The sequence below is a fragment of the Frigoribacterium sp. AC512 genome, from assembly GCF_979258295.1.
In genome coordinates, this window is record NZ_OZ409850.1 from 1,916,584 (window position 1) to 1,935,883 (window position 19,300).

Below are 19,300 nucleotides of genomic sequence, written 5' to 3' on the forward strand. Positions count from 1 at the left end.
TCCGGACGGCCTCCTCCTCGAGCCCGGCGGGTCCAGACCGGCCAGCCTCCGGACCCGCCGGTCTCTCGACCTGCCCACGGGCGTAGGGTCGGGGAATGAGCGACGTCGCGCCGACCCTTGCCGGATGGATGGCGCGACAGCGCTGGTACGCCACGAAGGGCAGCACGCCCGCGATCCGGGTGATCGGCTCGTTCGAGGCCGATCTCGACGGCGTCCTGGCGATGACGCTGCTCGTGATCGACGAGGCGCCCGAGCTGCCCGTGCTGTACCAGGTGCCCGTGGTCGCACGCCGCACCCCGCTGCCCGGCGGCGACGCGGCGTTCATCGGCTCGGCCGACGACCTGTACCTCTACGACGCCCCGCACGACCCCGCGTACGCGCGTCACCTCTTCGAGCTGATGTCGAGCCGTGCCCACGTGGAGGGGTCCGACGTCGTCGTCGACGGCACGCCGCTGGTCGAGGCCGGGCGGGTGCGGCGGTCGCGCGTGCTGAAGGGCGAGCAGTCGAACACGTCGATCATCTACGACCTCGAGGGCGGGCCCGTCGAGCACGCCATCGCGAAGGTGTTCCGGGTGCTGCACCACGGCGACAACCCGGACGTGACGACCCAGGCCGCGCTGACCGAGGGCGGCTCGACCAGGGTGCCGACGACGTTCGGCTCGCTGCACGCCACCTGGCCCGACCCGGGCCGCGACCACGGCGAGGCGCGCGGCCACCTCGCCTTCTCGCAGGAGTTCCTCGCCGGAGCCGAGGACGCCTGGCGCGTCGCGCTCGACGCGGCCTCCGCCGGCCAGGACTTCACGACGTCCGCCCGCGAGCTCGGCACCGCCGTCGCCGAGGTGCACGCCACCCTCGCCGACCAGCTCGGCACGGTCGACGCCGACGCCTCGGCCGTCAGCGAGGCCCTCACGAGCATGCGGCGCCGCATCTCGATCGCGGCGCGCGAGGTGCCCGAGATCGCGGAGCACGAGGAGGCGGTCCTCGCCGTCTACGACGCGGCCGAGTCGCTGACGTGGCCGCGCCTCCAGCGGATCCACGGCGACCTGCACCTCGGCCAGGCGCTCCAGTCGCCCAGCCGCGGCTGGACCCTGCTCGACTTCGAGGGCGAGCCGCTCCGGCCGATGCCCGAGCGCTCGCGCGCCGATCTCGTGCTGCGCGACGTCGCCGGCATGCTGCGCTCGTTCGACTACGTCGCAGGGTCGCTCGCACAGCAGTCTCCCCCGGTCGACGCGGCAGCCTGGGCGCACGACTCGCGCGTCGCCTTCGTCGACGGGTACATCGCCTCCTCGGGGGTCGACGTGCGCGCCCAGCGGGCCCTGCTCGACGCGTTCGAGATCGACAAGGCCGTCTACGAGGCCATCTACGAGAAGCGGAACCGGCCGGACTGGATCGGCATCCCCGCCGCCGCGGTCGCCCGGCTCGTCGCGCGCTCGGGTCGCCGCGCGGGCTGAGGCCCGCACCGCGCCTCCTCCTCCCTTCCCCTCCTTCTCTTCCTCAGAAGTCGGCGGGTCGCAGTTGCTGCGGGCGGGTCGTGGTGACTCGCGGCGGGTCGCCGCCGTCCCCGGCGGGTGGGCGCTGACCCGCCCCCGGCTACGGGAACCCGCCGACATGCTCACACCGGGCGCAGCGCGCGGCAGGCAGCAGCAGCAGCAGCAGCGAGCGGGCACCACGCCGCAGGCGGTGTCGGACGGCCAGCAGGCGGGAGACCGCAGCGGGAGTGCAGGAGGCGCGGCGCCGGTCCTCGGGACCGATGCCGCGCCTCCTCCTGCGGCGGGGCCGCAGCCCCCTACGGCCGCGGCACGTTGCGCAGGTTGGAGCGCACCATGGAGACGACCTCGCCCGCGCCTCCGTTCATGACGATCTTCGACATCGCCAGCGAGAAGCCCTTGACCTGGGCCCCCGTGATCGCGGGAGGCAGCGAGAGCGCCTGCGGGTCGGTCGCGATGTCGATCAGCGCCGGTCCGTCGTGCTCGAACACGGCCTCGAAGCCGTCGCGGAGGTCGCCCGGCTGGTCGACGTGCACCGCGTGGATGCCGATCGACCGCGCGACAGCGGCGTAGTCGACGTAGGGCACGTCGACGCCGAAGTCCGGGTAGCCGTCGACGAGCATCTCGAGCTTGACGAGGCCGAGGGTCGAGTTGTTGAAGACGACGATCTTCACGGGGATCTCGTACATCTTCGCCGTGATCAGCTCGCCCATCAGCATCGAGAGCCCGCCGTCGCCCGACATCGAGACGACCTGGCGGCCGGGGAACGCGAGCTGCGCTCCGAGCGCGTGCGGCAGGGCGTTCGCCATCGAGCCGTGCAGGTACGAGCCGAACACGCGACGGCCGGCGGTGGGCGTGATGTACCGGGCAGCCCAGACGTTCGCCATGCCCGTGTCGGCCGTGAAGATCGCGTCGTCGGCGGCGATCTCGTCGAGGATCGACGCCGCGTACTCGGGGTGGATCGGGACGAGCTTCTCGGCCCTCTTCGTGTACGCGCCGACGACGCTGCCCATCAGCTTCTCGTGCTTCTTGAGCGTCTTGTCGAGGAACCGACGGCTCTTCTTGGGCTTCACCAGCGGCTGCAGCATGCGCAGGGTCGGCAGCACGGCGCCGTGCACCGGCACGTGGACCGTCGCGCGACGACCGATCACGGCGGCCTCGACGTCGACCTGGGCGATCGTCACCTGGTCGCCGTCGGGCAGGAACTGCGGGTAGGGGAAGTCGGTGCCGAGCAGCACGAGCAGGTCGGCGTCGTGGATGCCCGCGTGCGCGGCCCCGTAGCCGAGCAGGCCCGTCATGCCGACGTCGTAGGGGTTGTCGTGCTGGATGACGTCCTTGCCGCGCAGGCTGTGACCGATCGGGGCCCCGACGACGCCGGCCAGCTCGATGATCTCGTCGTGGGCGCCGCGACCGCCCTCGCCCACGAAGAACGCGACGGTGCCGGCCGCGTTGATCGCGTCGGCGAGGGCCTGCACGTCCTCCTGCGCGGGGACGAGCTCGGGGGCGCGGGTCGTGAGGTGAGGCGGCGTGGCACCCTGCGCCTCCAGCTCGGCGACGTCTCCGGGCAGCGTCACGACGCTGACGCCGTGGCCGGCCACGGCGTGCCGGATGGCGGAGGCGACGACCGACGGCGACTGGACGGCCGTCGAGATCATCTCCGAGTAGCCCGAGCACTCGACGAAGAGCCGGTCGGGGTGCGTCTCCTGGAAGTAGTCCGAGCCGATCATCGCGCTGGGGATGTGGCTCGCGATCGCGAGCACCTTGGCGCGGCTGCGGTGGGCGTCGTAGAGGCCGTTGATGAGGTGCAGGTTGCCGGGGCCGCACGAGCCGGCGCAGACGGCGAGCTCGCCGCTCATCTGCGCGTCGCCGGACGCCATGAAGGCCGCCGCCTCCTCGTTGCGCACGTGGATCCAGTCGATGCCGCCCTTCGCCGAGCCGCCGGTACGGCGGACCGCGTCGACGACCGGGTTCAGGCTGTCGCCGACGATCCCGTAGATGCGCCGGACCCCGGCGGCGACGAGCTGGGCGATGATCTGGTCGGCGACGGTGTCTGCCACGGTGTGTCCTCCTCGTGTCGTTCCTCCCAGCCAACTCCCCCGTCCCTCACCGCCGACCGGGCATAGCCTGTGCCCATGACCGACACCGCCACCTCCTACGTCCCCGCAGCCGGCTCCATCACGATGTTCAGCACGTCGTGGTGCGGCTACTGCGCCCGCCTGAAGCAGCAGCTCGGCAAGCAGGGCATCGGCTTCACCGAGGTCAACATCGAGGAGGTCGCGGGCACCGCCGAGATCGTCGAGAGCGTCAACGGCGGCAACCAGACGGTGCCGACCGTGATCTTCCCCGACGGCTCGACCGCGACGAACCCATCGCTCGCCGACGTCAAGGCGAAGCTCGGGCTGTAGTGCCAGCAGGCACACTGGTGCCTGCGACACGAGAACGCCCCGCCCCTCCCTCCGGAGGCGCGGGGCGTTCTCGTGCGCCCGGTCGCGTCAGCTCTGCGGTGCGGCCGCGAAGAACTCGATCTGGTTGCCGTCGGGGTCCTTGACCATCAGGGTGGTGCCGAAGTCGGGGTCCTCGAGGTCGGACTCGATGCCGACGGAGGCGGCGTGCTCCTGCCAGGCGACGACGGCGTCGCGGTCGGCCACGGCGAAGCCGATGTGGTCGAGGCCGGGCACGGTCGGGTCGAAGGGCACGGCCTTGCCCGCGGTGTAGGCGGTCACGCCGAGGATCTGGCCGTTGCCGACCGAGAAGAGGCGGCGGTCGAGGCCGTCCAGCACGATCTGCCCGACGGGCGGCGCGCCGAGCAGCGACTCGTAGAACGCGAGGCTCGCGTCGAGGTCGGACACGGTGATGGCGACGTGGGCGTAGCCCTGGATCTCGGGCATGGGGTGCTCCTTCGGGTGCGTGCGTGTGGTCACCCGACCCAACTCCCGCCTCCTGGGAGGCGTCCCTCGACGGCGGGCGAGTTCGTCGCAGCCGGGCTGCCATGACGGCCCTGGACCGACGAACTCGCCCGCTGCGACGTCCGATGCCGTGAGCAGGGGCGGCGCGGCGCGGCGCGCGCTACTCGGCGAGGGCCTCGGTGAGGAGGGCGACGAGCGCGCTGAGCTGGATGTCGGTCGAGTCGACCACCTCGCTGTCGTCGCCGTCGAGGGCGCGCGCCGCGAGGCCCGCCTTGCTGTCGATCAGCTCGGCGATCTTCGTGTCGCTGGTCTGGGCGGCGATGATGCGCCAGGCGGTGACGGGTTCTTCCTGGCCGATGCGGTGCACGCGGTCGATGGCCTGCGTCTGCTCGGCGTCCGTCCACGACAGCTCGGCGAGCACGACGTTCGACGCGACCTGCAGGTTGAGCCCGACGCCGGCCGCCGTGAGCGAGCAGACGACGACCTCGACCTCGGGGTCGTCCACGAACGCGTCGATCTGGCGCTGGCGGACGGCCGGCGTCTGGTCTCCGCGGATCGACGAGTACTTGATGCCGCGCTTGGCGAAGGTCTGCTCGGCGACGTCCATGACGTCGATGTGCTTGGCGAAGAAGACGACCTTGCCGACGTTGCGGGCGAGCTGGGCCGTGTAGTCCGCGGCGAGCCCGGCCTTGGCCTGGCCGATGCGGCGCACCATGCTGAAGACGTTCTCGCCGTTCTTCGCGGTGGTCGTGTCCTCGAGCTCCCACTTCGCGACCTGGCGCACCAGATCGTGGTCGACCCCCTCGACCCGGACGCCGGAGGTGCGGGCCGCGAGCGCGGACCGGTACCGGGAGACGAGACGGCGGGCCAGCTCGCGCTCGGCCTCGCGGATCGAGCGGCCGGCCTCGTCGTCGAGCTCGACGGGGAGGTCGGCGATGCGGCGGGCCGGGATGTCCGCGGCGACGTCGACCTTGCGGCGCCGGACGATGCCGAGGTCGATGACGATCTCGCGGGCGGAGGAGAAGAAGCCGGGATCGGCCGGCGTGAGGCCCGCCTCCTCCAGTTGTTCCATGAGCTCGGCGGCGGGCTTCTTGTCGCCGATCCAGCCGAGGAACTCCCAGATCGCCCGGAAGTCCTCGATGTCGTTGATCAGCGGCGTGCCGGTGAGCGCCATCAGCAGGGGGTGCGCCGTGCGCGAGCGGATGCGCTCCGACAGCTGCAGCACGTGCCGCGAGCGCTGCGACTCCTTGTTCTTGATGAAGTGCGCCTCGTCGACGATCATGCCCTTGAAGCCGAGGTCGCCCAGCCAGCCGACGTGGCGGTCGAGCACCTCGTAGTTGACGATCACCACGTCGGCGAAGGCGTCGAGGGTGTCGCCGTCGCCGTGGATCACGGTGGCCGTGCGGGTCGGCGTCCAGAGCTGGACCTCGCGGGCCCAGTTGGTCTTGACGACGTTGGGCACGACGACGAGCAGCGGGTAGGCGCCTGCCGCCTGCGCGGCGAGCAGCGACTGGGCCGTCTTGCCGAGGCCGGGCTCGTCGGCGAGCAGGTAGGTGCGGTGGCCCTGGCGGGCGGACTCGACGAGCTGCGCCTGGTGGTGCATCAGCGTCGCGCCGGCCGGGGCGTCGACCGTGGTCGGCTCGGGGAGCGGCATGCACGCGGACCCGCCGCCGGCGCCGTACTCGAACGACTTGAAGAGCGGGCCGAAGAGCTCCCAGTTGGCGAGGCGCACCGGGTGCACCTCGCGGGTGACCTCGGCGAGCGAGAAGTCCGGCGGCAGGAACGGGTTGGCGAGCTGACGCGAGACGACCGACTGCGGCACGACCTGGCGCTCGGAGACGGGCGCGACCGGCGCGGCCTCGCGCACGACGACCTGCTCCTCGGGCGCGAGCTCCATGCCTGCCGACATCTGCATGTCGCGCTTGAGGGTCTTGGCGCTCTCGGACACGACCGCGTCCTCCCCGAGCAGGGCGATGAGCGACGTGTCGCGGGCGGCGGTCTTCGCGAGGATCTGCGCGACGCCGTCGAGGCGCTTCATCTGCTCGGCGCGCTCGGAGTCGCTGATCGCCTTGTCGACCTTGACGCGGGCGCGCTCCTCGCGCATCAGCAGCGCGATGACCTGGAACTTCGTGCGGCTGGAGGGCTTCACCTGCCCACGCTGGGCGGCGGCCTCCACCTCGCGCACGGCACGGGCGAGGACGGGGATGAGCCCGTCGTTGTCCACCTCGCGGCGGCGGTGCTTCTGGGGGGCGGTGCGGGTGCCGCCCTGCTGACGCTGGCCTGGTCGAGCCAAGGCTCCTCCTCGTGGTCGACGCGACGGTCGACGATGCTGTGTCGTCGAGCGACGACGGGTGGTGCTGCGGTGCGGCGCTCCGGCCCGGGGGCCGGCCCCGGCTCTCGTCTGCCCCGACCCTCGCCTGCCCCGACGCGACGGACCGCCGCGGTGCGGACACCGGGGCGAGACGAGACACGACCGGACGACTTCGGGTCGGACGGCGGGAAGGCACGGACGGACGGAACCAGCCTCAGACGCGAGGTGCGGAGGAGGCGCGGTGCCGGCGACACGTCACCGGGCCCGTGCAGACCTGGCCGACACGGACCTGGCTGACACAGACCTGGCCGACACGGACCTGCGAGGCGGACGAGCCGCCGCCGGTCGTGTCGGACCCACCGTGTCGGACGACGACACGGACGGTGCTGCGCCCTACTTTACGCGCTCACGCACCCGCGACGCCACCGGGCGCCGCCGTGTCGCGGTCGGCGGGGGCCGGCCAGCCGCCGAGGGCCCCGGCCGCGGCGCCGAGCAGCTGCTCCGCCTTGCGCCGCCCGGTGTCCGTGGCGAGCGTCGCCTGGCCCCCCGCGTGGGCCAGCAGCTGGGCCGCGACCGCCGGGGCGAGGCGGTCGGCGAGCTCCGGCACCGCGCGCGCCCAGGTGCGGGAGAGCTCGTCTGCGAGCCGCTCACAGGCGCGGGCCTCGGCCTCGTCGCCGTTGCCGCGGTGCCACTGCCCCGTGACGACGAGGTGCGCGACCAGGGCCGCGGCGTCGCGGGCGGGGTGGCCGAGCCCCGCGGTGTCGATGTCGAGCAGGCCGGTGACGTGCCACGGCCGCTCCGGGTCGACGAAGAGCTGCTCGAGGTGGAGGTCGCCGTGGATGACGGCGAGGGCGTCGCCCGTCCAGGACGACCGCCGACGCTCGATCTCGCCGTAGAGGGCGTGGATCTCGGGCGCGCGCTCCGGCAGGGCCGTCGACAACGTGCCGCGGTGCCAGTCCGCGTGGTCGAGGGCGTCCGACTGTGCCCGGTTCGTGATGCGCACGTCGGCGACCAGCCGGCCCAGGTCGACGATCTGCCGTACGAAGCGCGGCTCGTCCGCGAGCTCGGCGACGCGCTGCCCCGCCGGCACGCCGGGGACGCGCTCGAGCACGAGGAGCCCGTCGGGCCGCGACGCGAGGACGCGGGGCACCGGCAGGCCCTCCGCACGGAACGCCTCGTGCTGGGCGACGATCGGCGCGACGCGGTCGGGTCGGATCACCTTGAGGAACAGGGTCGTCTCGGGCGAGTCGAGCCGGATGACCGCCCTCTTGCCCGGCCGGTACGCGGCGACGCTCAAGGTCGGCGAGGTGACCACGATGCCGAGCGCGGCCAGCGACTCCGTGACCCGGTCGGGGTAGGTGACGCCGGCGAGCGCAGGGAGGAGGGGGTCGGCCGGGTAGGCCCAGACGGCGAGCTGCTGCCCCGTCGAGGGGTCGGTGGTGAGGACGCTCGTCGCGTCGGCGGTCGACACGTCCGTGTCGATGAAGGTCAGGACCGTGTCGGAGGCGCCCGCCTCGTCGACCGTGTCGACCTCGTAGCCGTAGAGGAACCCGTGCCCGGAGGGCTCGACCGAGTGGGGCCGGAAGGCGACGACGGTGAGCCCCGAGCCGGCGAAGGCCGCGGGGAGCACCTCTGCTGAGTTCGGCCACACGCGTTCAGTAAACCCGTCGGAGGGCGCCCCGGAGGGCCGACGGCGCGGCACGGTTACCCGATCGTGATGCGGGCGCGACGGTATCCTCGGGAGCGTGCACCTCGTCTCGCGCATCCGTCAGACGCGGCGCACCCCTCTGCTCCAGGTCGCCAAGACGTCCGTCGCGGTCGTCGTCGCCTGGTTCGCGTCGGTCGCGCTGCTGCAGCAGCCCCTGCCGATCTTCGCCGCGATCGCCGCGCTGTTGGTCGTCCTGCCGAGCGTCAACCAGTCGCTCGTGCGCGGGCTCGAGCGGAGCGTCGGCGTGGTCGCGGGGGTGCTGATCGCGTTCGCGGCAGGCCAGCTGTTCGGCGCCTCCACCTGGATCGTGCTCAGCATCGTCGTCGTCAGCCTGCTCGTCTCGTGGGCGCTCCGCCTCACGCCGAGCAGCGCGAACCAGGTGCCCATCTCGGCGATGCTCGTGCTCGCGATCGGGGCGCAGACCCCCGACTACGCCCTCGACCGGGTGCTCGAGACCGTCATCGGCGCCGTGGTCGCCCTGGCGATCAACGCGCTCGTCGTGCCGCCCGTGCTGCTCGCGCCGGCGCACCTCGCCGTCGGCCGCCTCACCCGCGACCTCGCCGCGGTGCTGGACGAGCTCGGCGCCGTCCTGTCGACGCCGAGCGACCGGGAGCGCCTCGGTGCCGTGCTCGTCCAGGCGCGGGGCCTGCGCGACCTCCAGGCGAAGGCCGCCGCGGCCGTCGCAGCGGGCGAGGAGAGCCTCATGCTCAACCCGCGCGCGAGCCGCCAGCGGACCGTGCTCGAGGCGGACGCGGCACTGCTGGTCCGGCTGACGGCGCTCGTCCACCGCGCCGTCGGCATGACCCGCTCCGTGCACGACAACTACGACGTCGACCTCGTGGACGACCCGGCCGTGGGCCAGATCGCCGAGGAGCTGCACCGGGCGGCGCACGACCTGCGGCTCCGGGGACGGGAGGCCGAGGCCGGCTCGGCACCCGCCTCCTCGGGGCCGTCGCCGGACGAGCGACGCCTGCACGGTCAGCCACCGCTCGGCGGCGAGCGCGCGCCGCTCGACGTCGGCGGCGCCGACGCCGACACGGGCCACGACGCCTGGCCCGAGACCCCGGCCCTCACGGCGCCGGTGCGGGTGCTCCGCCCCGACCCGGAGCACTGGGTGCTGATCGGCTCGCTGCTCGAGGACATCCGCCGGGTGCGCGAAGAGATCATCGACGAGTGACCGGCGACGCCAGCGCGGCCCCCGGCGACTCCTACGCGCCCTTCGGGCTCGACCCCGAGGAGGCGCACGACCTGGTCGAGGACGTCGTCGACACCGCCGACGGCCGGGTCGTGCTGCACCGGTCGGCCGTCCTCGGGGACGCGGGCCCCGCGGGCGACGCGGCCCGCGCCTCCGCGACGGTGATGCTGCACGGAGCGGCCGGCTCGTGGACGACGTGGCTGCCGCTCCGCCGTGCGGTGCGCGAGGCGGGCGCGGACGCCCCGCCGACCCTCGCCGGGGCGCTCGTGCTGATCGACCTGCCGGGCTGGGGCGCCAGCCCGGCGCCCGCCGTCGCCCTCGACGTGCACGCGGCGTCCCGGGTCGTCCGCGCCGTGGCCGACGCCTGTGGGCTCGACCGCTTCGACCTCGTCGGCCACTCGCTGGGCGCCCTGATCGCGCTGCACGTCGCCGCGCAGTCGCCGGGGCGCGTCCGGTCGCTCGGGCTCGTCTCCCCCACGACGTTCTCCGCCCTCGAGGCCGCGTCGCGGCCGTGGCGCGGGCTGCGGACGGTGCCGGCCCTCGTGCTGCTGCGGGTGGTGTTCCGGGTGCTGCCCCGCGCCTCCGGCCCCCTGCTCGCCGGCGCCGCCAGGGTCGGGCTGCTGCGTGCCCTCTCCGCTCCCGTGTTCCGGCACGTGCGCCGGGTGCCCCGGTCGGTGCTCGAGGCGTTCGTGGCCGAGATCCGGCCGCGGGCCTTCGTCGCCGCGGTCGAGTCGGGCGTGGGCTACGACACCGGCACCTGGGCGAGGATCACCTGCCCGGTGGCGGTCGTCGCCGGGGCGGAGGACGCGTTCGCGCAGCCGGACGACCTCGTGCAGCTGCGGGTCCTCCTGCCGGAGGCGCGGACGACCGTGCTGGCCGGCTGCGGGCACTTCGCGCACGTGGAGCGGCCGCGGGAGACGGTCAGGGCGCTGAGCCCCCGGGGCTGAGGGCGTCGCCCTCGGTGCCCACCTCGCCGAGGTCGCCGCCCTCGACCGCGGCCACGATCATGTCGACGCACGCGGGGTTCCCGAGCGGCCGGAAGTGCCCGTCGACGGGGAACGTGACGTTCTCGGCTCCCGGCAGCTCGCTGCCCTCGGTCACGTGCGCGTCGAAGCCCGAGGCCATCGAGACGACCCGCTCGTTCGCCTCGCGCTGCTCGGCGAGCTGCAGCAGCGCGGCGTCGCTCGGCGAGAAGGCCCGCAGCGCCGGGTTCGGCAGCACGCGCGACCAGCGCGTGCCCGAGAACGGGCTGTTGATCGCCACCATCCGGTCGATGCGCCGGTCGACGTCGGTGCCGACCATCATGGACTTGCCGACCAGGCCGCCCTTGCTGTGCGCGACGACGACGACCCCGCGCAGGTCGTGCGCGTCGAGGATCCGCTGCGCCGCCTCCGCGGTCGCCGGGATGGGCTGCCGGTTGTGGCGCATGCCAGGCACCACGACGACCGGGTGCCCGAGGTCGGACAGGCGCTCGCCGATCACCCGGAGGTGCCGCCAGGTCTCGTAGACGCCGGGCAGCAACAGCACGGGGGCGCGGTCGCCGTGCCGCCACCGGACGGGGACGACGCGGCCCGACCGCGGCACGAGGTGCACGCGCCAGACGAAGGCGTAGTCGGTCACCACGGTCGCGGCGAAGCGGACCAGGCCGACGCGACGGCGGCCGCGGCCCCGGGACGGTGCGGAGGTCATGGCCCCGACGCTAGGCCGAGGTGCTCAGGCGACGCTGTGCGCCGGAGCCGAGCCGACAGCGGTCCCGGCGGGCTCGTCGTCGACCCAGACGGGGGCGTCGCGGAACTCGACGGCAGCGCGCGAGGCGGCGAGCGCGCGCACCCAGCCGGTGCAGATCGACGCCCACGGCGGCGGGAACGCCGCAGCGTCGTCGAGGAGGCGGAGTGCCAGGCCGGCGTGGCCGGCACGGGCTGCGGCGCTGGCCGCGTCGGGCAGCGCACCGATCACGTAGCGGACGACGAGGACGCGGTGGTCCCACGCCATCTGGTCGATGTCGTCGAAGGCGCCCCAGGCGCTCTCGATCTCGCGACGCAGTCGCGTCACCTCGACGGACTCGAAGCCCTGCGATCCCTCGCTCATGTGCCCCCCTCAGAGCCGGACGGGCGCCGGTGCCCGTCGAACCGCGACCGATCGGTCGCCGTCGAGAAGATACCACGCCACCGGTTTCGAGACGAAGAGCGGCCTCGCGGTCGTGAGCCGCGCCTCCTCACCTGGGTGTCCCCCGGAAGCTGGACCGCCGCCCGGCGGGACGGGACTACCGTCCACGACGCACCCTGACCGGTGCGACGCAGCGGCTCCACGGCCGCACGCCCCCACGACTGAAGGAGTCCCCGTGTTCCAAGGATCCCCCGCCCTGCGCAAGTCCATGCAGAAGGTCCTCGTCGACCTCATCGAGCTCCACATCCAGGGCAAGCAGGCGCACTGGAACCTGCTCGGCAGCAACTTCCGCGACCTGCACCTGCAGCTCGACGAGATCGTCGACGCGGCCCGTGAGTTCAGCGACGAGGTCGCCGAGCGCATGCGCGCCGTCTACCTCGTGCCCGACGGCCGCTCGAACACGGTCGCGAACGAGACCAGCCTCGTGCAGTTCCCCGCCGGCCCGGTCGAGACCACCTCGGTCGTCGACCTGATCGTCGACCGCATGTACGCCGTCGTCGACACCATGCGCACGGTTCACGACGACGTCGACGACGAGGACCCGACGACGGCCGACGTGCTGCACAGCATCCTCGAGCGCCTCGAGCAGCTCGCCTGGATGACCGGCGCCGAGAACCGCCACCCGGAGAAGGACGCCGCGTCGGCCGACACGCGCGGTCGCGACGAGGACGCCATGGCCGAGGGCCAGGACCGCGTCGGCGCCGTCGCCAACTAGCGACCCGCCGCCCGCCCCCCGCGGGCACCACCGACTGGGCACCGCCCCGGAGATCCCCTACGCGACCTCCGGTGCGGTGCCCTTCCCACGACCTGGAGGCACCACATGAGCGACAGCACCAGCACCGGCACCGGCACCGGTTCCGACTCCTTCGACCACGTCGTCGTGGGCGGGGGCATGACCGCGGACTCCGCGGCGAAGGCGATCCACGAGACGGCCCCTGAGGCGACCGTCCTGATCGTCAGCGACGACGTCGACGAGCCCTACACGCGCCCCGCGCTCTCCAAGAAGCTCTGGATCGACCCCGAGTACACCGAGACCGACAACGACCTGGGCACCCGCGACGCGTCGGGAGCCGAGATCCGCCTGCGCACCTCGGTCACCGCCGTCGACCGCGAGGCCCGCACCGTGACGACCGACGACGGGCGGACCGTGTCGTGGGGGCGCCTCCTGCTGGCGACCGGCGGGACGCCGACCCGGCTCGACCTGCCCGAGGACGACCGCGTCGTGCACTTCCGCACCGCGGCCGACTACCGGCGGCTGCGAGAGCTCTCGGGCGAGGGACGCCGGGCCGTCGTCGTCGGCGGCAGCTACATCGGCACCGAGCTCGCCGCGGCGCTGGTGCAGAACGACACGCGCGTGACGATCGTCACGCCCGACGAGGTCCTCGGCGGCCCGGTGTTCCCGGCCGAGATCGCCACGCGCTTCGAGGCAGCCTTCGAGGAGGCGGGCGTCACGCTGGTCAAGGAACGTCGCGTCGAGGGCGGCTCGGCCTCGGACGCCGGGGTGCAGGTCGTGCTCGACGACGGGACGTCGCTCGAGGCCGACGCCGTGGCCGTCGGCCTCGGCATCACGCCCTCGACCGAGCTGGCCGAGGCGGCCGGCCTCGAGGTCGAGGACGGCATCGTCGTCGACGCCTCGCTGCGCACCTCGGACCCGCACGTCTTCGCCGCGGGCGACGTCGCCTCCTACCCGGACCGCATCCTGGGCCGCCGCCGTGTCGAGCACGTCGACAACGCCAAGGAGCAGGGCGCCTTCGTCGGGCGCGTCATGGCCGGGGCCGACGAGACGTACGGGCACACGCCGTACTACTACTCGAAGGTCCTCGACATCTCGTACGAGGCGGTCGGGACGCTCGACGCGTCGCTCGAGACCGTGGTCGACGACAAGGGCGACGGGTCGGCCGTGGCGTACTACCTGTCTGACAGCGCCGTGGTCGGCGTCCTGCTCTGGAACGTCGACGACGCCCGTGACGCCGCCCGCGCCGTCCTGGCCGAGGGCACGGACATGTCGCGCGACGGGCTCGTCGGACGCATCTGAGCCGGGGCGCGACCGGACGGACGGGCCTCGAGGACGCGCACCGCGCCTCCTCGGGGCCCTTCGTCGTGGGCGGCCTGCGGAGTCGGGCCGTCAGGCGCTCAGGCCGTCAGGCCTGCGGACCGAACAGGAACGGCGCCCGGCCGGCCCGGTCGAGGTCGAGCGCGAACACGCCGCCGCTGAGGGGGTGCTCGGCGAGCTGGTCGTCGTCGAGCCCCTCGCGGGCGGACAGCACGAAGAGCGTGCGCAGGTCCGCGCCGCCGAACCCGATGCCGGTGAGCAGCGGCACGGGGAACTCGATCCGCTCGACGACGTCGCCGTCGCGGTCGAGGTGCACCACGACGCTCTCGCCGTGCACGGCGCCCCAGAACTCACCGAGCTCGTCCCGGGCGAGGCCGTCGTGCGACCCGCCCGACGAGAAGGGGACGAGCTCGCCGAGCGTGCCCTGGGCGTCCCACGAGGCGCGGTAGATGGTCTCCCGGTCAGTGTCGGTCAGGTAGATCTCCGAGCCGTCGTCGTTCCACTCGAAGCCGTTGGTGGTCGTGAAGTCGTCGCGGAGCAGGGTGACGACGCCGTCGGGCCCCACGCGCCAGAGGCCCGCGACGGGGGCTCCGTCGGGGTCCATGGCGCCGACGACGAACGCGCCGAACGGGTCGCACTTGCCCTCGTTGAGCCGCATGCCCTCCTTGGCGAGCTCGACGGTGGCGAGCACCTGCAGGGAGCCGCCGTCGTCATCGGTCAGCACGACCTGGTCCTCCAGGGCAGCGACGAGTCCTCCGCCGCGTCGGCGCTGGAAGCTCGGCAGGGGCGGGTCGACCGGGAGGGTCCGGTCGCGCAGGCCGTCCGCCGAGGTGCGGTGCAGCAGCCCCGGCGTGATGTCCGTCCACACGAGCTCCTGTGCGTCGACGTCCCACACGGGGCTCTCGCCGAGCGTCGCCCGGGCGTCGAGGAACAGGCGGGGGCGCGGCGTGGGGGTCTCGGTCATCCGTCCCGTCTACGCGTCGGGCCTGGCCGCGGCCTCTCCTCCCGGGGTACGGCTCGTCGTCGCGTTCTGCACAGACCCCTGGCAGCCGCGAGCACGAGGAGGCGCGGGAGAGCACCGTAGACAGCGTGACCGACACCCTCCAGAGCGCCCCCGACGACACCGACGACTTCCACGACGACGCCTGGTCGGCCCCCGACCCCCGGGAGGACGGCTACGTCGCCCTCCGCTCGTACGGGGCGATCGGCGACGGCCGCACCGTCGCGCTGATCGCCCGAGACGGCCAGATCGACTGGCTGCCGTTCCCGTCGCTGCCGAGCGACCCGGTCTTCTCCGGCATCGTCGACTCGGCCGACGGGGGCCGCGTCGAGCTGCGCCCGGTCGACGACGACTTCGAGGTGCAGCGCGCGTACGTGCCCGGCACGAACGTCCTGCGGACCCGGTTCCGCACCTCCGCGGGCACCGTCGAGGTCACCGACGCCCTCGTCACGGGAGTGGCGGGCCGTCTCCCCTGGGGCGAGCTCGCGCGCCGCGTCGACGGTCTCGAGGGCTCCGTCGAGATGCGCTGGGCGGTCGTGCCCGGCAACGCGTTCGGGACGCACCCCATCGTGCGCGTCGACACCGTGCACGGCCCCCTGCTGCGCGCCGCGGACATCAACCTCGCGCTCGTCGGCTTCGAGCACGGCCGCACCGACCCCACCGAGCCCGGCGACGGCCACCCCGACGGTCCGCTCGAGTTCCGCGGGGCGTTCACCACGTCGCCCGGGTCGCGCTCGCTGCTGTGCCTCTGCGGCGTCGAGGACGAGCCGCTGCACCTGCCCGACCCGCACGTCGTCGACGAGGGCATCGACCGCACCATCGAGAACTGGGAGGGCTGGTCGACCGAGTTCAGCTGGGAAGGCCCGTGGGCGGACGCCGTGCACCGCAGCGCACTCGCCCTCAAGCTGCTGATCTACAGCCCCACCGGTGCCATCGCGGCGGCGGCGACCACCGCCCTGCCCGAGAACTTCACGGGCGACAAGAACTGGGACTACCGCTTCGCCTGGGTGCGCGACCTCGCGTACACCGTCGACGCGCTGCTGCGCTTCGGGCTGCGTGAGGAGCCGCACGCCGCCGTCTCGTGGATGCTCAAGGCCCTCAAGGAGAACGGGCGCGAGATGCACATCTTCCTGCGCCTCGACGGGACCGTCTCCGACGGCACGCACGAGACCGGTTCGGAGGGCTGGCGGGGCATCGGCCCCGTCTACAAGGGCAACCCCGCCGGCGACCAGCTGCAGCTCGGCGTCTTCGCCGACATCCTTGCCGTCGCCAGCCAGTACGCCCACGGCGGCAACCTGCTCGACGAGTCCACCCAGGATCTGCTGGCCGGGTTCGCCGACGACGCGTGCCGGCGCTGGCAGGAGAAGGACAGCGGCATGTGGGAGCTGCCGGACGAGCAGCACTACGTCAGCAGCAAGATGGGCTGCTGGCAGGCGATCACCTCGGCCCTCGAGCTGACCGAGCTCGGCCAGATGCACCCCACCGCCGACGACAAGGCCCACTGGGAGAAGAACCGCGACCTGATCGTCGAGTGGATCGACGAGCACGGCTGGTCGGAGGAGCGCGGCGCGTACCTCATGCACCCCGACAGCGACGCCCTGGACGCATCGGTCCTGCTGCACGCGCCCAGCGGCTTCGACCGCGGCGACCGGATGTCGCGGACCATCGACGCGATCCGCGACGAGCTGGGCGCGGGACCGCTGGTGTTCCGCTACAGCGGCGTCGACGCGGAGGAGGGCACCTTCGTCGCCTGCGCCTTCTGGCTCGCGGGCGCCCTGGCCTGCGTCGGCCGGGTCGACGAGGCAGTGGAGCTGATGGACGAGCTCGTGGTCCAGTCGAACGACGTCGGGCTCTTCACCGAGATGATCAGCGCCGACGACGGGCAGTTCCTCGGGAACATGCCCCAGGGCCTCAGCCACCTCGCCCTGGTCAACGCGGCCATCACCATCGACGAGATGCGCACGGAGCTCGGCATGCAGCCCGGGGACCGACGCGAGGACGCCGGTACGGGCCGCCGGACGGAGACCGACGACGACCGACAGGAGAACCGATGACCGACATCACCTCGCCCGCCGCACCCGCCGTGCCCGCGACGCCGGACGACCTCCGGCTCGTCGACGCCTGGTGGCGCGCGGCCAACTACCTGACCGTCGGGCAGATCTACCTGCGCGACAACCCGATGCTCGATCGTCCGATCGCGCGGGACGATATCAAGCCGCGCCTGCTCGGCCACTGGGGCACGTCGCCCGCGCTGAGCCTCGTCTACGCGCACCTCAACCGCGTGATCCGCCGCGACGACCGCGACCTGCTCTACGTCTGCGGCCCCGGCCACGGGGGCCCTGCGATGGTGGCGAACACCTGGCTCGAGCACACCTACTCCGAGCTGTTCCCGCAGGTGCCCCTCGACCGGGACGGCATGCAGGAGCTGTTCCGCCAGTTCTCGTTCCCGGGCGGCATCCCCTCGCACGCGGCCCCCGAGACGCCGGGCTCGATCAACGAGGGCGGTGAGCTCGGCTACTCGCTGAGCCACGCCTACGGAGCGGTGCTCGACGACCCCGACCTCGTGGCCGTCTGCGTGATCGGCGACGGCGAGGCCGAGACCGGTCCGCTCGCGACGAGCTGGCACGCCAACAAGCTGCTCGACGCCGTGCACGACGGCGCCGTGCTGCCGATCCTCAACCTCAACGGCTACAAGATCGCGAACCCGACCATCCTCGCCCGCATCCCCGAGGGCGAGCTGCTCGAGCTGTTCCGCGGCTACGGGTACCAGCCGATCGTCGTGTCGGGCGGGTTCGACGGCGAGGACCCGATGGTGGTGCACGCGCAGATGGCCGCGGCGCTCGACGAGGCCTTCGGCCGCATCGACCAGATCCAGCAGGAGGCGCGCTCGGGCGAGAGCACGGAGCGGCCGCGCTGGCCGATGATCGTGCTCCGCACCCCGAAGGGCTGGACCGGGCCGAAGGTGGTGGACGGCAAGAAGGTCGAGGGCACGTGGCGGGCCCATCAGGTGCCGCTGAGCGGGGTGCGCGAGAACGACGAGCACCGCGAGCAGCTCGACGCCTGGATGCGCTCGTACGGCGCCGACGAGCTGTTCGACGAGACCGGGGCACCCGCCGCGTTCCTCGACGAGCTGCGCCCCCGCGGCGAGAAGCGGATGAGCGCGATCCCCGCGTCGAACGGCGGGCTGGTGCGTCGCCCCCTCTCGCTGACCGACTACCGCTCGCACGCCGTCGAGACCAGCGACGACCGCCGCACCACGGCCGAGGCCACCCGGGTGCTCGGCCGCTGGCTGACCGACGTCGTGCGCGACAACCCGGCGAGCTTCCGGCTCTTCGGCCCGGACGAGACGGTCTCGAATCGCCTCGACCCGGTCTTCGACGTGACTGACCGCGTGTGGGCGGCCCGCATCGAGGAGGAGGACGAGCACGTCGCGCACAGCGGCCGCGTGATGGAGGTGCTGAGCGAGCACCTGCTGCAGGGCCTGATGGAGGGCTACCTGCTCACCGGGCGTCACGGCCTGCTCAACACCTACGAGGCGTTCGTGCACATCGTCGACTCGATGTTCAACCAGCACGCGAAGTGGCTCGAGAGCGCGACCGACATCGCCTGGCGCGAGCCGATCTCGTCGTTCACGTACCTGCTCTCGTCGCACGTCTGGCGGCAGGACCACAACGGCTTCTCGCACCAGGACCCGGGGTTCCTCGACGTCGTCGTCAACAAGCAGGCGCACCTCGTCCGCATCTACCTGGCACCCGACGCGAACACCCTGCTCGCCGTCGCCGACCACGCGCTGCGCACGACGGACACGGTGAACGTGATCGTCGCCGGCAAGCAGGAGTCGCCGGCCTGGCTCTCCCTTCCCGAGGCGGAGGCGCACGTCGCCGCCGGCGCGGGCATCTGGGAGTGGGCGGGCACCGAGGGCACGCCGGTCGACGGCGTCGACCCCGACGTCGTGCTGGCCTGCGCCGGCGACGTGCCGACCCTCGAGACGGTCGCCGCGGCGGACATCCTCCGCCAGCGCCTCCCCGACCTCGTGACCCGCGTGGTCAACGTCGTCGACCTGATGCGCCTGCAGGACGCCGACGAGCACTCGCACGGCCTGACGAGCGACGACTTCGACACGCTCTTCACGACGTCGAAGCCGGTGATCTTCGACTTCCACGGCTACCCGACCCTCGTTCACCGGCTGACGTACCGCCGCACGAACCACGACGGCATCCACGTGCGCGGTTTCCAGGAGAAGGGCACGACCACCACGCCTTTCGACATGGCGATGCTCAACGACATCGACCGGTACCGGCTCGTGCTCGACGTGCTGCACCGTGTCCCCGGCCTCGCCGACGCGCACCCCGACCTCGTCGCCGAGTTCGAGGCCAAGCGCGAGGAGGCGCGGGCGTACGCGTACGAGCACGGCGAGGACCTCCCTGAGGTCGTCGAGTGGGAGTTCGGCAGCTAGGGGCGAGCAGGTCGCCGA

General features: G+C 73.0%; 15 protein-coding genes. 8 read left to right on the forward strand and 7 right to left on the reverse strand.

What is annotated here, in order from left to right; genetic code table 11:
* Positions 1 to 95 precede the first annotated feature (95 nt).
* Entirely contained in the window at positions 96 to 1,451 is a 1,356-nt protein-coding gene (locus ACZZ97_RS08690; protein ID WP_463472891.1) for a maltokinase N-terminal cap-like domain-containing protein, read from the forward strand.
* A 335-nt stretch (positions 1,452 to 1,786) separates the two neighbouring features.
* Here ACZZ97_RS08690 and ACZZ97_RS08695 read toward each other — a convergent pair whose 3' ends face one another.
* The gene (locus tag ACZZ97_RS08695; RefSeq protein WP_463472892.1) at positions 1,787 to 3,544 is read right to left on the reverse strand and encodes a pyruvate dehydrogenase; all 1,758 of its coding nucleotides are present in this window, start codon (positions 3,542 to 3,544) and stop codon (positions 1,787 to 1,789) included.
* A gap of 75 nt (positions 3,545 to 3,619) precedes the next feature.
* Between ACZZ97_RS08695 and ACZZ97_RS08700 the strand changes: the two genes are divergently transcribed.
* Positions 3,620 to 3,892, forward strand: coding sequence for a mycoredoxin (locus tag ACZZ97_RS08700; RefSeq protein ID WP_463472893.1), 273 nt, complete (start codon positions 3,620 to 3,622; stop codon positions 3,890 to 3,892).
* 87 nt (positions 3,893 to 3,979) lie between these two features.
* Here the strand turns inward: ACZZ97_RS08700 and ACZZ97_RS08705 are convergent, their stop codons facing one another.
* From ACZZ97_RS08705 to ACZZ97_RS08715, 3 genes are all read right to left on the reverse strand, one after another.
* Positions 3,980 to 4,375 carry a VOC family protein gene (locus ACZZ97_RS08705; RefSeq protein ID WP_194613479.1) on the reverse strand — a complete coding sequence of 132 codons (396 nt, stop codon included), beginning with the start codon at positions 4,373 to 4,375 and terminating at the stop codon, positions 3,980 to 3,982.
* Between the two features lie 178 nt (positions 4,376 to 4,553).
* Complete coding sequence (locus tag ACZZ97_RS08710) at positions 4,554 to 6,686, reverse strand: DEAD/DEAH box helicase (RefSeq protein ID WP_463472894.1); 2,133 nt, start codon at positions 6,684 to 6,686, stop codon at positions 4,554 to 4,556.
* A 424-nt stretch (positions 6,687 to 7,110) separates the two neighbouring features.
* A complete protein-coding gene (locus ACZZ97_RS08715; RefSeq protein ID WP_463472895.1) occupies positions 7,111 to 8,355 on the reverse strand; it encodes an aminoglycoside phosphotransferase family protein in 1,245 nt (414 codons plus the stop codon).
* A 94-nt stretch (positions 8,356 to 8,449) separates the two neighbouring features.
* Between ACZZ97_RS08715 and ACZZ97_RS08720 the strand changes: the two genes are divergently transcribed.
* Together ACZZ97_RS08720 and ACZZ97_RS08725 are read left to right on the forward strand one after the other, a co-directional pair.
* Complete coding sequence (locus ACZZ97_RS08720) at positions 8,450 to 9,589, forward strand: FUSC family protein (protein WP_463472896.1); 1,140 nt, start codon at positions 8,450 to 8,452, stop codon at positions 9,587 to 9,589.
* Positions 9,586 to 10,554, forward strand: coding sequence for an alpha/beta fold hydrolase (locus ACZZ97_RS08725; RefSeq protein ID WP_463472897.1), 969 nt, complete (start codon positions 9,586 to 9,588; stop codon positions 10,552 to 10,554). Before ACZZ97_RS08720 ends, ACZZ97_RS08725 begins: the two co-directional genes overlap by 4 nt.
* Here ACZZ97_RS08725 and ACZZ97_RS08730 read toward each other — a convergent pair.
* Together ACZZ97_RS08730 and ACZZ97_RS08735 are read right to left on the reverse strand one after the other, a co-directional pair.
* Entirely contained in the window at positions 10,529 to 11,296 is a 768-nt protein-coding gene (locus ACZZ97_RS08730; RefSeq protein ID WP_463472898.1) for an esterase/lipase family protein, read from the reverse strand. The genes ACZZ97_RS08725 and ACZZ97_RS08730 overlap by 26 nt on opposite strands.
* Positions 11,297 to 11,320: 24 nt before the next feature.
* A complete protein-coding gene (locus ACZZ97_RS08735; RefSeq protein WP_463472899.1) occupies positions 11,321 to 11,695 on the reverse strand; it encodes a hypothetical protein in 375 nt (124 codons plus the stop codon).
* A 286-nt stretch (positions 11,696 to 11,981) separates the two neighbouring features.
* On the opposite strand from ACZZ97_RS08735, the gene ACZZ97_RS08740 reads away from it, so the two are divergent.
* Both ACZZ97_RS08740 and ACZZ97_RS08745 read left to right on the forward strand, forming a co-directional pair.
* On the forward strand, positions 11,982 to 12,488 hold the full coding sequence (locus ACZZ97_RS08740; protein ID WP_123548646.1) for a Dps family protein: 507 nt from the start codon (positions 11,982 to 11,984) through the stop codon (positions 12,486 to 12,488).
* Between the two features lie 105 nt (positions 12,489 to 12,593).
* Positions 12,594 to 13,808, forward strand: coding sequence for an NAD(P)/FAD-dependent oxidoreductase (locus ACZZ97_RS08745; protein ID WP_463472900.1), 1,215 nt, complete (start codon positions 12,594 to 12,596; stop codon positions 13,806 to 13,808).
* A gap of 106 nt (positions 13,809 to 13,914) precedes the next feature.
* Here the strand turns inward: ACZZ97_RS08745 and ACZZ97_RS08750 are convergent, their stop codons facing one another.
* Positions 13,915 to 14,790 (reverse strand): SMP-30/gluconolactonase/LRE family protein, encoded by an 876-nt coding sequence (locus ACZZ97_RS08750; protein WP_463472901.1) that lies wholly within the window; start codon positions 14,788 to 14,790, stop codon positions 13,915 to 13,917.
* Between the two features lie 125 nt (positions 14,791 to 14,915).
* Between ACZZ97_RS08750 and ACZZ97_RS08755 the strand changes: the two genes are divergently transcribed.
* Together ACZZ97_RS08755 and ACZZ97_RS08760 are read left to right on the forward strand one after the other, a co-directional pair.
* The gene (locus ACZZ97_RS08755; RefSeq protein WP_314102141.1) at positions 14,916 to 16,880 is read left to right on the forward strand and encodes a glycoside hydrolase family 15 protein; all 1,965 of its coding nucleotides are present in this window, start codon (positions 14,916 to 14,918) and stop codon (positions 16,878 to 16,880) included.
* Positions 16,877 to 19,282 (forward strand): phosphoketolase family protein, encoded by a 2,406-nt coding sequence (locus tag ACZZ97_RS08760; protein WP_463472902.1) that lies wholly within the window; start codon positions 16,877 to 16,879, stop codon positions 19,280 to 19,282. Before ACZZ97_RS08755 ends, ACZZ97_RS08760 begins: the two co-directional genes overlap by 4 nt.
* The last annotated feature ends 18 nt before the right edge of the window (positions 19,283 to 19,300 follow it).

Coding starts and splice junctions, on each gene's coding strand:
- ACZZ97_RS08690 (WP_463472891.1), top strand. CDS start 96: ATGAGCGACGTCGCGCCGACCCTTGCCGGATGGATGGCGCGACAGCGC.
- ACZZ97_RS08700 (WP_463472893.1), top strand. CDS start 3,620: ATGACCGACACCGCCACCTCCTACGTCCCCGCAGCCGGCTCCATCACG.
- ACZZ97_RS08705 (WP_194613479.1), bottom strand. CDS start 4,375: ATGCCCGAGATCCAGGGCTACGCCCACGTCGCCATCACCGTGTCCGAC.
- ACZZ97_RS08730 (WP_463472898.1), bottom strand. CDS start 11,296: ATGACCTCCGCACCGTCCCGGGGCCGCGGCCGCCGTCGCGTCGGCCTG.
- ACZZ97_RS08735 (WP_463472899.1), bottom strand. CDS start 11,695: ATGAGCGAGGGATCGCAGGGCTTCGAGTCCGTCGAGGTGACGCGACTG.
- ACZZ97_RS08740 (WP_123548646.1), top strand. CDS start 11,982: ATGCAGAAGGTCCTCGTCGACCTCATCGAGCTCCACATCCAGGGCAAG.
- ACZZ97_RS08745 (WP_463472900.1), top strand. CDS start 12,594: ATGAGCGACAGCACCAGCACCGGCACCGGCACCGGTTCCGACTCCTTC.
- ACZZ97_RS08750 (WP_463472901.1), bottom strand. CDS start 14,790: ATGACCGAGACCCCCACGCCGCGCCCCCGCCTGTTCCTCGACGCCCGG.
- ACZZ97_RS08760 (WP_463472902.1), top strand. CDS start 16,877: ATGACCGACATCACCTCGCCCGCCGCACCCGCCGTGCCCGCGACGCCG.